Raw genomic sequence first — 16,384 nt, forward strand, 5'->3', positions numbered from 1 at the left:
GTTCCGCGATAGCTCAGTCGGTAGAGCAAATGACTGTTAATCATTGGGTCCCTGGTTCGAGTCCAGGTCGCGGAGCCAACTTTCAAACGGGGTATAGCGCAGTCCGGTAGCGCGCTTGCTTTGGGAGCAAGATGTCGGGAGTTCGAATCCCCCTACCCCGACCAACATTTGGGTCGTTAGCTCAGTCGGTAGAGCAGTTGGCTTTTAACCAATTGGTCGTAGGTTCGAATCCTACACGACCCACCATATTGAAGGCATCGGCGCTGCTGAATGCCTGAAGCGGAATGAAAGCCGCTTCTCAGGAAAAGCCCACCTCTCGAGGTGGGCTTTTTCGTTTCTGCCCCGCCGCCATGCGCTTCGCCCCAGGCCCGGTTCGCTTCCTCATTCCGCCCGTCAGCTGTCCGCAGCCGCTTTTTGCCGCCAAAACTACGTCATCAGAAATCCCGGGAGCCTTGTCAGAGTGTTCTGATCTTATTGACTGCTCCGGAAAATTAATCTCCTCACCTCGAAAACGTGTCCCCGAGGTGGGTTAGAAATGGCAATTGAAACTATCGGTCTTATCGCCGTCACCGAGAACGCAGCGAAGAAGCTTGCGGTCAAGACTGGTGGCAAGATCAAGGCACATGCAGGTACCAAGTACCTGCTGCAAGTGGAAAACAGCGACGTCGCGCCGGAAAACGTGACCGTCAAGCGTGTCGGCAAGGACCTGCTGGTCCAGTTCGAAGGCAGCGAAAAACCCGACCTGACTATCCAGGACTTCTTCGCCGAAGGCATGGACAGCCAACTCTACGGCGTGGCCGAAGATGGCCAGCTGTACGCCTACGTGCGCACCGACGGCCAGACCTTCGGCGACAGCCAACTGCTGCTGGCCGATGGCGACTCGGCCCCCATCGCCCTGGGTGGCGATTCCCTGGGTAATGGCGCGGCCTATCTGGCCTCCACCTTCGATGACGCCGCCGGCTTCGTCCTCTGGCCCTGGCTGCTCGGCCTGGCTGGCGTGGGCGCTGCTACCGCCGCGATCATCCATCACAACAAGGACAATGGCGGTCACCACGACAAGTCCACCAGCTCCGCCCCGACCAACACCAAGGTCATCGACGACGTTGGTCCGATCCAGGGCGAACTGCACAACGGCGACATCACCGACGACAAGCATCCGGAGATTTCTGGCAACGGTGTCCCCGGCGCGATCATCCATATTTTCGACAATGGCCAGGAAATCGGCTCCACCACAGTGGCGCAGGACGGTACCTGGTCCTACACCCCTGAGCTCGCCGATGGCGGGCACAGCATCGAGGTCACCCAGGAAGTGCCCGGGCAGAAGCCCAGCGCTCCGGTCGAGGTGATCGACATTGTCGTCGACACCACGCCGCCAGCGGCGCCGACCGCCGAAATCGATGGCGCCAAGGTCGATGGTGGGGAAACCTACAGCAACGACGACAAGCCAAGCATCCATGGCGACGGCACCCCGGGCGACACCATCATCGTGGTCTACCCGACGGGCGAAACCGTCAACACAGTCGTGGATGACGACGGCCACTGGGTGGCGCCCAAGCCGACCCAGCCGCTGCCCGAAGGCGACAACGAGATCAAGGTGATCGAGCAGGACCCGGCCGGCAACCAGACCGAAATCACCGTCCCGGTGATCATCGACACCGTCGCGCCAGTCGCCCCCGAAGGTCATCTGGACCCGGAGTCCGACTCGGGCATCAAGGGTGACAGCATCACCAACGACACCAAGCCGACCATCGAGGGCAAGACCGAGCCGGGCGCCGACATCACCGTCAAGATCCCGAGCACCGGCGAAGAAATCCATGCCAAGGCCGATGACCAGGGAAACTGGCAGATCACTCCGACGCAGGACCTGCCCGAAGGCAAGAACGACATCATCATCATTGCCATCGACCCGGCAGGCAACCCGAGTGATCCGACCACCATCACCGTTGTGATCGATACCCAGGGGCCGGAACAGCCGGACGCCTGGCTTGACCCGGAGTCCGACTCGGGCATCAAGGACGACAACATCACCAACGACACCAAGCCGACCATCGACGGCAAGACCGAGCCGGGTGCGGACGTCACCGTCAGCTTCCCGACGGGCGAAACCATCACCACCCAGGCCGACGCCGAAGGCAACTGGCAGGTTACGCCGACCCAGGAACTGGCTGACGGTGACCAGAAGATCGTCATCATTGCCACCGACCCGGCGGGTAACCCGAGCGAACCGAAGGAAATCATCGTCACCATCGACACCCAGGAACCAGGTGTCCCGACCATTGGCAGCGTGGTCAACAACGAGGATCCGTCGCACCTGGTCGACATCCCCAGAGGGGGCATGACCAACGACACCACCCCGGTGATCTCCGGTGGCGGCGCCGAGAAGGGCGACATCATCCATGTCTTCGACGGCAAGACCGAGCTGGGCAGCACCGTGGCTGGCGATGACGGCAAGTGGTCGTTCGAAGTACCAGCTGACAAGGCCCTGGACGAAGGCGAGCACCTGATCACCGTGCAGGCGGAAGATCCGGCCGGCAATCCCGGAAAGTCGTCGGATCCCTATCCGATCAAGGTTGACCTGGATGGTCCGACGCCCAAGAACACCTACCTGACCATCGACGTGGTGGCCGGCGATGACATCGTCAACACCGAAGAAGCCAAGCACGAGCAGACCATCAGCGGCAAGGCCATCGGCAAGTTCATGGCCGGCGACCTGGTCAAGTTCGACCTCAACGACACCCACTACAGCGCGGCGGTCGACAAGGACGGCAACTGGAGCGTGAAAGTCGCCGGTGCCGATCTGGTCGCGGGTGTGGGCGTTGATCGTCAGATCAATGCCACCCTGTACGCCCACGATGCCGCCGGCAACACGGGCGAGATCGAGCAAGAGCACCCGTACAAGATCGACCTCGATGCCCCGAGCAAACCGACCATCGAGCAGGTCCTTGACCACACCGGCGCCATCACCGGTCCGATCACCAATGGCGGCGAAACCGACGAAAAGACCCCGACCCTGTCGGGCAAGGCTGAAGCCGACTCGATCGTCACCATCAAGGACGACAAGGATGGCGTACTGGGCAGCACCACCGCCAAGGCCGACGGCACCTGGGAATTCACCCCGGCCAAGGACCTGAGCGAAGGCGAGCACAGCTTCACCGTCGAAGCGACCGACAAGGCCGGCAACGTCAGCGTGCCGTCGGAGCCGTTCGTCATCACCACCGACTACACCCCGCCGGATGTCAGCAAGCTGGCCATCACTGGCGTGCTCGACAGCGTCGGCGAAGTCACCGGCAACATCCTCAGCGGTGGCACCACCGATGACGCCCGCCCGGTCATCAGCGGCACCGGCACCGCCGGCGACACCATCGTCGTGCACGGCAAGGACGTCAACGGCCAGGACCACATCCTGGGCAGCGCCACGGTTGGCACGGATGGCACCTGGACGCTGAAACCGGTCCTGCCGCTGATCTCCGGCCTCAACGAACTGACCGCCGTGGAAAGCGATGCGGCCGGCAACGCCAGCACCAGCAAGGTCTACGAAGTCATCCTCGACCAGGGCAAACCTGAAGTACCGGTCATCGTCAGCGTGTATGACGACGTTGGCCCGTACACCGGCTTCCTGCAGAAGGGCGATGTCACCGACGACAAGCAGCCGACCTTCAACGGCACCGCGCAAGCGGGCAGTATCGTCAAGCTGTATGACACCGACCAGACCCTGATCGGTAGCGGCATCGCCGATAGCGACGGCAACTGGACCATCACCACCAGCGAACTGGCCAATGGCAAGCACGAAGTGATCGCCACCGCCACCAATGGCGTGGGCGTGGTCAGCGAGCCGACTGGCATCTGGGACTTCATCGTCGACACCACTCCTCCGTCCAACGTCAGCAACCTGGTGATCACCGACGACGTCGGCGACCAACAAGGCCCGCTGCACGACAAGGACATCACCGACGACAACCGCCCGACCTTCAGCGGCGATGCCGAGCCCAATGGCAAGGTCATCATCTATGACAACGGCGCGAAGATCGGCGAAGCCGACGTCGATGCGGACGGCAAGTGGGAATTCACCCCGAGCACCGCGCTGGACGATGGCGAGCATAACTTTGCCACCGAAGTACTCGACCCGGCCGGCAACAGCAGCGGCAAGGCCGACCAGATCGGTGTGACCGTCGACACCAAAGACGTTGAGGTCCAGATCACCCACGTGATCGACAAGACCGGCAGCATCCAGGGCGACATCGCACTGCATGGCGTGACCGACGAGCAGCGTCCGGAAATCCAGGGCACCAGCAAGCCGGGCAGCGTCATCAAGATCACCGACAATGGCGTAGAACTGGGCAGCGTCACCGCCAACAATGATGGCTACTGGAGCTTCAAGCCCAGCAGCGACCTGGCCGAAACCCTGCACAAGATCGAAGCCACCGCCACCGACCTGGCGGGCAACGTCAGCGCCCCGGCGAAGTACGACTTCACCGTCGACCTTACTGCGCCGAGCAAGCCGACCATCGAGCAGGTCTACGACGACGTGGGCGCAGTTCAGGGTCCGGTGGCCAATGGCGGCGTGACCGACGACTCGACCCCGACCCTGTCGGGCAAGGCCGAGGCGGGTTCCATCGTCATCATCAAGGATGGTGCGACCGACGTATTGGGTTCGGTGATTGCCAAGCCTGATGGCACCTGGAGCTACACCCCGACCACGCCGATCAGCGAAGGCGAACACACCTTCAGCGTCACCGCGACCGACGCGGCGGGCAACACCAGTGTCAAGTCCGACGACTTCGTCATCACCACCGACTACCACGGCCCGAACGACGACTCGACCAAGCTGATCATCGACATCGTTGCCGGTGACGACGTCGTCAACAAGAAGGAGTCCGAAGGCAACGTCAGCATCAGCGGCAAGGCCACCGGCGAATTCAGCACCGGCGACCTGGTCAAGTTCACTCTCAACGGCACCACCTACAGCGCCGCCGTCGACAAGGACGGCCTCTGGAAAGTGGACGTGGCGGGTTCTGACCTGATCGCGGGCGAAGGCGTTGATCGTCAGATCGATGCCACCCTGTCTGCCCACGATGCCGCCGGCAACCCCGGAGACATCAAGGCCAAGCATGCCTACAGCATCGACCTCGATGCCCCGAGCAAACCGACCATCGAGCAGGTCCTCGACGACTACGGCACCATCACCGGTCCGATCACCAATGGCGGCGTGACCGACGACTCGACCCCGACCCTGTCGGGCAAGGCCGAAGCCGACTCGATCGTCACCATCAAGGACGACAAGGACGGCGTACTGGGCAGCACCATCGCCAAGCCCGACGGTACCTGGGAATTCACCCCGGCCAAGGACCTGAGCGAAGGCGAGCACAGCTTCACCGTCATTGCCACCGACCCGGCGGGCAACCCGAGCGTGCCGTCCGACAAGTTCGTCATCACCACCGACTACACCCCGCCCACGGCGACCCTGACCATCGTTTCGGTGGCGGGTGATGATGTGGTCGACAGCACCGAAGCGGCAGGCACCGTCAGCATCACCGGGACCTCAACTGGCGCGCGGGAGGGTGACGTGGTGACCCTGACCATCAATGGCAAGGCTTACTCCACCACGGTGGAAAGCGACGGCAAGTGGACCGTGAACGGCGTGGCCGGCAGCGATCTGGTGGCCGATAGCGACCATAAAGTCGACGGTACGCTGCACGCCACTGACGTGGCGGGTAACTATACGGATGCGATTGCTACGCCGCATGCGTATGAAGTGAAACTGGCCCCAACAGCCATTGCACAGATCGTCAGCATGGACAAGGAGAGCGGCGTCAGCCTGAGCGACTGGCTGACCAACAACGGCGATGCCGGCCGTCTGATCAGCGGCACCATCAGCGGCACCTTGGCAACGGGCGAGAAGGTGCAGGTATCCACCGACGGCGGCAGCACCTGGAGCGATGCTCTCGTCTCGGGCAGCAAGTGGGACGTCATGGACCCGAACGCCCACAGCGGCAACTGGACGATCCAGACCCGTGTCGTCGCAGCCGATGGGACCGCCGGCGAGGTAAAATCGCAGGCGGTTACCCTGGATACCGTGGCGCCGAGCCACGCGACCAATATCACGTATGCCGACGGTGTGGTCAGCGTCAGCTTCAACGGCGCCGACAAGGCCGTGGGCGATCTGCTGGATGTCGTGGTGGCGGGCAAGCACTTCAGCTACGCGCTGACGGCGGCGGATATCTCGGCTGGCAAGGCCGACGTTTCCGGGACGGGCGCTGAGTCGAGGTATGACGTCAAGGTCGCCCTGGTGGATCGCGCGGGCAACGTGTCGGACTACCTCTCGGTGACTTCAGTCGATAGAAGCTTCACCGAGACCTTCAGTGGGTTGAATACGAACATCTACAGAAACAATCCGGTGACTACCGATAACCTGATCGTTACCAACAAATCGGCTCTTGTGGATGGCTGGACCGCCATTAAGCCCTGGAGCTACTGGGGGTTGACGTCCGAGACGATGCTGGGCGTCAGAGGGGGGGTTGTGAGCTGCAGCCTCAAGGATGGCGCCTCCGCCACCAGCTTTACCGGCACCTTCTACGATATCGAACAGGTCGATTTCACCCAGAATCCTGGGGGGCCGGTGCTGCTTCATGGTCAGGCGCTGCGTTTCTACGATGCCAATGACAAGCTGATCTACACGGTAGATTTGAATGCTCTTGGCACCACAAGGGCCATGTCTGGTACAGCGGATGCGATAAACGGCACTTTTAGCTGGACCATGCCTGCGGGTACATCCTTCGTCCGCTTCGAACTCGACGGGGGGGAGGACTGGTTCACCGTGGATAACGTCAAGATCAACGCCACCGTCAACAACGGGGTGGATACCCTGGTCTGGACCGATGCCGATGCCGTGCAGAACGTGTTGGCGGGGGCGTCGGATTACTACGGCGACAGCGGCAGCAACACCTTCGCGGTGGCCGATGTGGCGGTACTGTCCAGCACGGGTGTCCACGGCGGTCCGGGCGGTATCGACACGCTGAAGCTGACCGGCGCCGGGCAGACCCTGAGCCTGTCGACGCTGATCAATGCCGGCAAGCTGGACAACGTGGAAGTGCTGGACATCACCGGCAGCGGCAACAACACGCTGAAGGTTTCGCTCAACGATGTGCTGCACCTGGGCCAGGTCGATCTGTTCCGCAAGGACGGCAAGGTGCAGCTCAAGGTGGACGGCGATGCCGGCGACAAGGTGGAGCTGTATAGCCTGGAAGGCCACGGGGTGGACTCCGGAACCTGGCAGAGCGCCGGTACCACGACCATCGGTGGGGTGACCTATCAAGTCTTTACCTACAGCCTCATGGATGCCGAAATCCTGATCAAGCAAGGCGTGACCGGCGCCATCATGGTCGGTAACGACGGCGGCAGCGCGGTCATCGAGTCGATGGGTGTCAGCACCGACTTCGTCACGGTGGATGGCTCGGCCAACGGGGTGTCGGACGATCATGCAGGTGCCCTTGGCACCTCGGCATCGACTGATACGTCGCAGAGCCTGCCGTTCGCACTGCCGACAATGACCCACGCGGTCGCTGGCATGGCCGACACCTACTACGGTGCCGGTGATGGCAGCGTGGTCACCCTGCAATACGCCGCCGACCAGTACCTGGCCAGTGGCGAAAATCAGGGCATCCACGGCGGCGACGGTGTCGACGTGCTGAAGCTGGCGGGTCACGACCAGTCGCTCGACCTGACCCTGGCCACTTCCCAGGGCAAGCTGAGCGGGATGGAGGTCATCGACCTCGGTGGCGCAGGCCACAACACCCTGACGCTGTCGCTCAAGGATGTGCTGGAAAACGGCCAGGCCGACCTGTTCCACAGCACCGACAAGCACAGCGTGCAGATGCTGGTGCAGGGCGACGCCAGCGACACCGTCAACCTGGCTCAACTGCAGGGCAAGGACGGTGTGGCGGGTGGCAGCTGGACCGACAAGGGCGCCGTGATGGTTGGCGGCACCTCCTACGAGGTCTACCAGCACTCCAGCCTCGACGCCGAACTGCTGGTCCAGCAGGCGGTGAAGGTCAACCTGGTCTAAGCGCTGGCCGGTGCGCGGCATCCGCCGCGCACCGGCACTCCTCACCCTTTTCTAGAACGTGCCCTGCCGCCTGGCGGCGGGGTACTGGAGATACGAACATGGCAATTTCCCTTATCCGCCCGCTGCGTCAGGCCGTCTGCCTTGCCGTGCTGGGCCTGGCTGTGAGCCAGGGCGCCGTTGCGGCGACGCAGTCCATCTACGGCGACACCTACACCAAGGAGCAACACGTCATCGCGCAACAGGCGCAGATCGTGATGTTCCGTGGCAACGACGGCGGCAAGCAGGCCGCCCACGTCTACATCGACGGCCAACTGCAAAGCGCGCTGATGCCCGGCGGCTACACCGTATTCTGCACCCCCGCAGGCGAGCACTCGGTGGAGTCGTACATCGGCGATGCGCCGCAGTACGCCGGCAAGCGCAACCCGCAGAGCTACGCCAAGCTCGACGGTGGCCAGACCTACGTCCTGGAGGCACCGGTTGGCGCCAACCAGAGCACGCCGATCGTGCACACCGGCAAGGATGCCGAGCGGAGCCTGCAAGGCATGCGCAAGCAGATCCACGTGATCAGCCGGGCCGCCTCGGTGGTGCCGTGCCAGACGCAGACCGAGACCAAGCTGAGCCTGCGCAGCGATGTGCTGTTCAAGTTCGGCAAGGGCGGCTACAACGACCTGACGTCCGAGGGCCATAGCCAGCTGCGCCAGGTGGTCCAGGACATTTCCGCGTCGGGCGACAACATCAAGAGCATCGAAGTGATCGGTCACGCCGACCCCATCGGCCGTGCCGAGGCCAACCAGCGCCTGTCGCTGCAACGCGCCGAGACGATCCGCAAGGTGCTGCTGGAGCAGGGTGTCGCCAGCAACCTGGTGCAGGCCGTTGGCCGTGGCAGCAGCGAGCCGGTAGTGAGCTGCGGTACGACCCGCAACGCCGCGAACATCGCCTGTAACGCGCCGAACCGTCGCGTCGAGCTGGTGATTCAAGGGCAAGGCCAGTAAAGCCTCCCCGCCTTTCGCTGTTACCTGCCTCACTCGCCAGGGCTGCACTCGTAACGTGCAGCCCTGGCGTTTTTTTGGGCTTTCCCCGCTTGTGACAGCCCGGTCTTTCCCCGCTCCCGTTCGTGGGGAACGAGGCTAGACCCGTGAAGGAAAGGTACGTCAAGCCAATCAGGCTTTTCTGATCCCCCGCGGATCAGCGCATTTCTACCATGCGCACAGCTTCTCTCTCCCCCAGAAGGTGTGTTCATGAATTCCTCTTCCGCGCCTGCGACGCCCGTCGTCGATCCGGGCGTTTCACCCCAAAGCGACAGCCTGTTGGCAGGGGTGTGCTGGCTCTGCGATCACTTCGAGCGGCAAACGACCCTGGAGTCGCTGTACGCCGGCCTGCCGCGTGATCGGAAGCTTCGTCCCAGCCTGGTGACGCGCATGCTTGAGCAGGCCGGTATCGGTGCCGGCTGGGTCAAGCGGCGCCCCGCCGAACTTTCCTCCTATCTGTTTCCCCTGCTGTTGCTGTTCCGCAATGGCGAGGCGCGCATCCTGGTGGCCCGCCGTGGCGAGGAGTTCGAGCTGGTAGTGCCCGAAGCCGGCGGCGGCACCATCACCATGAGTGCGGCCGAGCTGCAGGAGCATTACCTGGGCTATGCGCTGCTTGCTCGCCCCAAGGCGGTGAAGGATTCGCGTACGGAGATCCCCCGCGCCGAAGCGGGCAAGGGCCACTGGCTGTTCTCCACGCTGTGGAAGTACCGGCGCTTCTATTACAGCGCCGCGCTGGCGACTTTCCTGATCAACATCCTGGCGCTGGCCAGCACCTTCTTCATCATGAACGTGTATGACCGGGTGGTGCCGAACCAGGCCTACGTGACGCTCTGGTCACTGGCTGTTGGCGTGATGGTGGCGATCGGCTTCGAGTTCACTTCCCGGCAGGTCCGGGCGTACTTGATCGACAACGCCGGCAAGAAGGCCGACCTGATCCTGGGAACAATCCTGTTTCGCCAGTTGCTGGAAGTCCGGCTGGAGCACAAGCCAGCCTCGGCGGGTTCTTTCGCCAACCAGTTCCGCGAATTCGAGTCGGTGCGCGACTTCATCACTTCGGCCTCGCTGGCAACCCTGGCGGACCTGCCGTTCTGCATGCTGTTCGTGTTCGTGCTGTTCATCATCGGTGGTCCGTTGGCCTTGGTGCCCTTGGGCGCGATGATCGTGTTGCTGGGGCTGTGCGCCTATATCCAGTTGCCGCTGTCGCGCTACATGAAGGAGAACCTTCGGGAGGCATCGCAGAAGCACGGCCTGCTGATCGAGGCAATCGAGGGGGTCGAGACGCTCAAGGCGGTCCGCGCCGAAGGCAGCATGCTGCGGCGCTGGGAAGACTTCAGCGCGCAACTGGCCGCGTCGGCGATCAAGACCAAGGCCCTGTCGAACATGGCTGGCAACTCGGTATCGCTGATCACCCAGCTCAACACCGTGGTGATGGTGCTGTGGGGTGTGTACCTCATTGGTGACGGTAACCTGACCCAGGGTGGCCTGGTGGGCATGGTCCTGCTCAGTGGTCGCGCCCTGGCGCCGCTGGCGAGTTCGGTGGGGCTGGCCGTGCGTTACCAGCAGGCCAAGACGGCCCTGCATTCGCTGAACCAGTTGATGGAGATCCCCACGGTGCGCGACACCCAGCGTCGCTACCTGGAGGCGCCGAAGAACGCGACGCTGTCGCTGCGCAAGCTGAAGTTCTCCTACCCGGCTCCGCCGATGCAGCCGCGCCCGCTGGTGCTCAACAACATCAACCTGAGCATCAAGCACGGCGAGCGCGTGGCCATCGTCGGCAGCATCGGCAGTGGCAAGTCGACCCTGTTGCGCCTGATCGCCCGGCTGTACCAGCCAGTGGAAGGGCAGGTGCTGATCAATGGCATCGATGCCGAGCAGATCGACCCGGCGGACTGGAGCTCCACCGTCGGGTTCGTCGGCCAGGACACGCGGCTGTTCTTTGGTTCGCTGCGAGAGAACCTGCTGATCGGCAATCCCTCGGCGAGCAGTGAGGAACTGCTGAACGTGGTGCAACTGACCGGTCTGGATTCGGTGGTGGTCAACCACCCGCTGGGCTTCGATCGTCCGGTGGGCGAGATGGGGCAGGCGCTGTCCGGCGGCCAGCGGCAACTGGTGGCACTGGCCCGTTCGCTGTTGCTGCACCCGCAGGTGCTGCTGCTCGACGAACCTACCAGCGGCATGGACATGCAGACCGAGCGGCTCTTCCTGCAACGCCTGGAAGTGGCCACCCAGGGGCGCACGGTGGTGGTGGTGACCCACCGCTTCTCGGTGCTCGAACAGGTCGACCGCCTGATCGTCGTGGACGCCGGCCAGATCGTCGCCGACGGTCCCAAGGACGAGGTGCTGCGCGCCTTGCAGGCCAACAACTCTCCCGCGCCGAACAAGGCGCCGGCCTCTACCTGGTGAACCGATCATGACTGATACCCCCCAAAGCGAAGCGGCGGTACCCGCTGTCGTCGAACCGTCCAAGGCGGTGGCGACGACTCAGGCTACGCCGTACCAGAAAGAAGTGGCGCGCCTGCGCGAGAACGATATCGCCTATGTGTCGGACCTGCAGGCAGCACTGATCTCCCAGAAAACCACGGCGAGCACGGTGGTGCTGCTGCTGATCGCGGCGGTGTTCACCGGCATCATCGTGTGGGCCTATTTCGCCCGGGTGGAGGAGATCACCAAGGGTGAGGGCAAGGTGATTCCGTCCAGTCGCGAGCAGGTCATCCAGAGCCTGGAAGGCGGCATCCTGGAGCAGATGAACGTCAAGGAAGGCGACGTGGTCGAGGCCGGGCAGATTCTCCTGAAGATCGACCCGACCCGCGCCGGCGCCAGCTACCGCGAGGCGCAATCCAAGGCCCTGGCGCTCAAGGGGCAACTGGTGCGCCTGCGCTCGGAGGCCTACGGCAAGCCCCTGGTGTTCCCACCGGAGGTGATTGCCGTTCCTTCGATCGTGGAGGCCGAGACCGAGGCCTACAACGCTCGCAAGCATGCGCTCGACGATGGCGTCGCCGGGTTGCAGAAGAGCCTGTCGCTGGCCCAGGGCGAGTTGACCGTGTCCGAGAAGCTGGCCAAGCAAGGGCTGATCTCCGATGTCGAGATCCTGCGCATGCGCCGCCAGGCCAACGAATTCAATCTGCAGATCAGCGAGCGGCGCAACAAGTACCGCTCCGATGCGAACGCCGAACTGACCCGCGTGGAAAGCGAACTGGCCCAGGCGCAGGAGAACGCGGCCGGGCGCGAGGACGTGATGAAGCGCACCACACTCATGGCGCCGCTCAAGGGCATCGTGAAGAACGTGCGCGTCAACACCATTGGCGGGGTGATTCAGCAGGGGCAGGACATCATGGAGATCGTCCCGCTGGAAGACCAACTGCTGGTGGAGGCGAAGATTCGCCCGGCCGACGTGGCCTTCCTGCGCCCCGGCCTGCCTGCCACGGTGAAGATTTCCGCCTATGACTTCGCCATCTACGGCGGCCTCAAGGGCAAGGTCGAGCTGATCAGCCCCGACACCATCAAGGACGACGAACTGGCCCGCCAGGGCCGGCCGGATACCTCCTTCTACCGCGTGCTGATTCGTACTGACGAAGCGCAGCTGACCCGCGGCGACAAGCACTTCCCGATCATTCCCGGCATGACCGCGACCGCGGAAATCCGTACCGGGGAAAAGACCATCCTTGAATACCTACTTAAGCCCGCGCTGAAAGCGCGTGAGGCCTTCCGCGAGAGATAATGAAATGAAAGCCCGTAAACCTTCATCCAACCTTCGAAACGCTCGTTGGCGGTTCTGCCCCTCGGCACTGGTGCTGGCCATGGCTGCACTGAGCGGGGGCGCCGAAGCCGCTGGCTCCGACGAACTGGGCGGCGCGCTGAGCTTCTACTCCAAGCCTCGGGAGGCTTCCGCCGCCTCGCTGACCCACGGCGCGCTGCAGGGCGAGCTGGTGGCCTCGACCGCCGCACCAGCGACGCAGGCGGCGACACAGCCTGCATCCGCAGTCGCCCAGCCTCGGCCGGCGCCCACCTTGCAAGCCGCGCCGAGTTCGGTGGCTGCGATGGTCAATGCCGCTCCGGCAGCCCAGGCGCAACCGGCCAGGCAGGCTCCCAAGCTGGACCTGAGCCTGCCCGCCGAGCTGCGCGCTGGCGTGCAGCCGGGCTCGGCGTCCGCATCGACGCTCAGCCAGTCGGAAGCGTCGCTGGCGTATATCCGCGAGCTGGTGAACACCGCCCTGAACATCAGCCCGGAAATGAAACAGGCCGATGCCAACTGGCAAGCCGCCAAGGGCGATGTGGACCAGGCCAAGGGCGCGCGCTGGCCGCAGGTGCAGGTCAGCGCCAGCTCCAGGACGCTGCAGAGCAAGAAGAGCGACGACTACAACAACGACGGTACGACCACCGTGCAGATGACCACGCCGGTCTATGACTTCGGCGCGATCAGCCACACCATCGACAGCCGCAGCAGCACCGCGAACGCGCAGGAAGAGGCAAAGGGGCAGACTCAGGTCACCGTTGCCTACAACACCGCTTCGGGGGTGCTGGAACTGGCGCATCAACAGGAGGCGCTGGCTATCAGCGACCGCTATGTGGCGCGTATGCGCGAGCTGGTGAACATGCTCTCGCAGATTTCCGACGTCGACCCGGGCCGCCGCAGTGAGGTGGTGCAGGCGCGTTCGCGGCTGCTGCAGGCCGAGACCGCGCGCAACATGGTGCTGTCCAAGCTGCAGGAGCAGAAGACCACGCTGGCCAAGCTGGTGGGCGAGGATGTGACGGTGCCGGCGAACGCCAGGTGGGAGTGGGCACCCATCACCCTGAACGACGCGCTGGGCTCGATGCAGGATCGTCCTTCCCTGCGCCAGGCGCGCTGGGAGAAAGAGGCTGCCCTGGCCAGTGCCGAGTCGGTGAAGTCCTCGCGCTATCCCAAGCTGAACTGGGTGGTAGGGCGCAGTTCGGGCAGCAATATGCTGAACAACGAGGAGCCCTGGTCGACTGGGCTGGCCGTGGAGTGGCAGGCGTTCTCCGGTGGGTCGGCTTCGGCGGCGCAGCGAGCAGCCTATGCCCGGGCGAATGCGGCGGAAGAGAAGATGGAGGCGACCCGTCGCGAGTCGGAGTACCTCATTCGCAACCTGGTCGAGCAGCGCGATCTGTCCGCTGCGCGGGTCGATGACTACAAGGCACTGCTGGTGGAGTCGGACCGCGTACGCAAGATGTTCTATGACCAGTGGTACCACCTGGGCAAGCGCACCCTGCTGGATGTGCTGATCGCCGAGAACGAGTACTACAGCGCGCAGATCGCCGCTTCGGACACCTACTACAATGCGAAGGCAAGCGATCTGCGCATCCGCGCCGAGACCAGCGGCCTGCTCGCGTGGCTGACGCCGGAACACTGATCCCCTTCGGTCCGCTGCTGACCGTACCCGCCTGATACTTCCCTATCCTCCCGGCATGTCCGCTTCGGTGGTCATGATGGCTCGTTTCGTCTCTGCACTGAGGCGGACATGCCGAGGAGAGACCTCGGGTCGTCCTGCACGATCGTCATAATTTGAATGACTTTCCCCCTTGCCAAAGTCGCTGTGCGTCGATGTGTCGCAGGGTGCGCAGGGGGAATCCGCGACTTTCGCAAAGGTTCTTGATCGCCATCATGGCAAGGTCTTTGCCAAAGGCGTTGAGGCGTCCTTCCGGCCTTGGAAAAGCGCGCTGAAAGCCCCGTCCTTCATGGTCCTGACACATTCCCATGGCACGCCCGTGCAAGCCCCTGGCAGGGAGGGAATAACCCTGCGCAACTCCTGTGAATTGGTTGTTTTGTGAGCGATTTTGCCCGGGACTGTTTCTCTGGCTGAGAAAATATCTTGTTAAAAATGGGCGGAATGGGCCTTGAAAGGGGTTTCTGAAATGCTTTGTAATACCCGCCGTCCATTTCCTACCCCCAAATCGCTGAGTCGCACTGACGTAGATCAAAGCCAGTGCTCACCCTTCGGTGCAGCGGCATAACAACAGGGGGCTGCCATCGGTGGGCTCCTGTCATCAAGACGAGTCGGGCAATCCGCTCGTGCATCCGGTGTGCGACGCGCGCGCTTCAACGAGCCGCCAGTCCAGACACCACACGCTGAATAACACGGAACGAATCAGCTGACGAAATCGGTTTCGCATCGCGAAGACCGGGCGAGGTCCCTTTGCCTGGAATCCGTGCGGCCGCGTTCGTGAATCCATGACAGCCCTGGCAGGCGGCTTGGAAAAGTCGCGGGTAACGAGTCGTCGAGCAGTGCGTGGCGAAGGCTCGTGGGCGGTGAAGCGATTTTCATCCACTAAGGCCGCAAGATGAAAAAAGAGCAGTACACAGGAATTTTGAAGAGACTTGCGCTGCTGCCGATGCTGATGCTCGGTGGTTGCAACATGGCGCTGTTCGACCCGAAAGGGCAGGTCGGCGCTGACGAGAAGTCCCTGATCATCACGGCAACGCTGCTGATGCTGATCGTGGTGGTGCCGGTCATCCTGATGACCTTCGGGTTCGCCTGGAAATACCGGGCTTCGAACACCAAGGCCACCTACATGCCGGACTGGTCTCACTCGACCAAGATCGAGCTGGTGGTATGGCTGGTTCCCTGCGTGATCATCGCCATCCTCGGCTGGATCACCTGGGAGAGCACCCACAAGCTGGACCCGTATCGTCCGCTGGACTCTGAGGTCAAGCCGGTGACCATCCAGGCCATCTCGCTGGACTGGAAGTGGCTGTTCATCTACCCGGAACAGGGTATCGCCACCGTCAACGAAATCGCCTTCCCGAAAGACACCCCGGTGAACTTCCAGATCACCTCGGATTCGGTGATGAACTCCTTCTTCATTCCGCAGCTGGGCAGCCAGATCTACTCCATGGCCGGAATGATGACCAAGCTGCACCTGATCGCCAACGAAGAAGGCGTGTTCGACGGCATCTCCGCGAACTACAGCGGCGGCGGCTTCTCGGGCATGAAGTTCAAGGCCATCTCCACCTCCGAGCAGGGCTTCCAGGATTGGGTCGCGAAGGTCAAGGCCTCGCAGCAGACCCTGAACCTGGATCAGTACCCGGAGCTGGTCAAGCCGACCGAGAACGTCCCGGCGACCTACTTCGCAACCGTCAGCCCCGAGCTGTTCTCTCACGTGCTGAACAAGTGGGAACACGCTGGCCACGCGATGGCCAAGGCCCACGAAGCCAAAGAGCAGGCCGAGAAGGGCGAGCACGGCGAAGCAGCGCATGACGAGACCGCCATGGCGGGCCACGACATGAGCAACATGCAAGGCATGCCTGGCATGCAAACGAATCCGAGCCAGGAGTAAC

Annotated in this window: 6 protein-coding genes and 3 tRNA genes; all 9 read left to right on the plus strand. The window is 63.0% G+C overall.

What is annotated here, in order from left to right; all coding sequences use genetic code 11:
• The first annotated feature begins 2 nt into the window (after positions 1–2).
• The 9 genes from IB261_RS04930 (at position 3) to cyoA (ending at position 16,383) form a co-directional block, all read left to right on the plus strand.
• A tRNA-Asn gene (locus IB261_RS04930) sits at positions 3–78 on the plus strand.
• Between the two features lie 9 nt (positions 79–87).
• Positions 88–164 (plus strand) — tRNA-Pro (locus tag IB261_RS04935).
• A 6-nt stretch (positions 165–170) separates the two neighbouring features.
• A tRNA-Lys gene (locus tag IB261_RS04940) sits at positions 171–246 on the plus strand.
• 289 nt (positions 247–535) lie between these two features.
• Entirely contained in the window at positions 536–8,062 is a 7,527-nt protein-coding gene (locus tag IB261_RS04945; protein WP_192381578.1) for an Ig-like domain-containing protein, read from the plus strand.
• 98 nt (positions 8,063–8,160) lie between these two features.
• A complete protein-coding gene (locus IB261_RS04950; RefSeq protein ID WP_192381579.1) occupies positions 8,161–9,054 on the plus strand; it encodes an OmpA family protein in 894 nt (297 codons plus the stop codon).
• Positions 9,055–9,300: 246 nt separating this feature from the next.
• Positions 9,301–11,493 carry a type I secretion system permease/ATPase gene (locus IB261_RS04955; RefSeq protein ID WP_192381580.1) on the plus strand — a complete coding sequence of 731 codons (2,193 nt, stop codon included), beginning with the start codon at positions 9,301–9,303 and terminating at the stop codon, positions 11,491–11,493.
• A gap of 7 nt (positions 11,494–11,500) precedes the next feature.
• On the plus strand, positions 11,501–12,808 hold the full coding sequence (locus tag IB261_RS04960) for an HlyD family type I secretion periplasmic adaptor subunit (RefSeq protein WP_412548379.1): 1,308 nt from the start codon (positions 11,501–11,503) through the stop codon (positions 12,806–12,808).
• A 79-nt stretch (positions 12,809–12,887) separates the two neighbouring features.
• The gene (locus tag IB261_RS04965) at positions 12,888–14,459 is read left to right on the plus strand and encodes a TolC family protein (protein WP_192381581.1); all 1,572 of its coding nucleotides are present in this window, start codon (positions 12,888–12,890) and stop codon (positions 14,457–14,459) included.
• Positions 14,460–15,387: 928 nt separating this feature from the next.
• Complete coding sequence (gene cyoA, locus IB261_RS04970) at positions 15,388–16,383, plus strand: ubiquinol oxidase subunit II (protein ID WP_081517362.1); 996 nt, start codon at positions 15,388–15,390, stop codon at positions 16,381–16,383.
• The last annotated feature ends 1 nt before the right edge of the window (position 16,384 follow it).

This window comes from Pseudomonas sp. PDM20 (assembly GCF_014852575.3).
GTDB lineage: Bacteria > Pseudomonadota > Gammaproteobacteria > Pseudomonadales > Pseudomonadaceae > Pseudomonas.

Excerpts from the sequence above, each read along its gene's own strand:
- IB261_RS04965 (WP_192381581.1), top strand. The coding sequence starts at position 12,888 with ATGGCTGCACTGAGCGGGGGCGCCGAAGCCGCTGGCTCCGACGAACTG.
- IB261_RS04960 (WP_412548379.1), top strand. The coding sequence starts at position 11,501 with ATGACTGATACCCCCCAAAGCGAAGCGGCGGTACCCGCTGTCGTCGAA.
- IB261_RS04955 (WP_192381580.1), top strand. The coding sequence starts at position 9,301 with ATGAATTCCTCTTCCGCGCCTGCGACGCCCGTCGTCGATCCGGGCGTT.
- IB261_RS04950 (WP_192381579.1), top strand. The coding sequence starts at position 8,161 with ATGGCAATTTCCCTTATCCGCCCGCTGCGTCAGGCCGTCTGCCTTGCC.
- IB261_RS04945 (WP_192381578.1), top strand. The coding sequence starts at position 536 with ATGGCAATTGAAACTATCGGTCTTATCGCCGTCACCGAGAACGCAGCG.
- cyoA (WP_081517362.1), top strand. The coding sequence starts at position 15,388 with ATGAAAAAAGAGCAGTACACAGGAATTTTGAAGAGACTTGCGCTGCTG.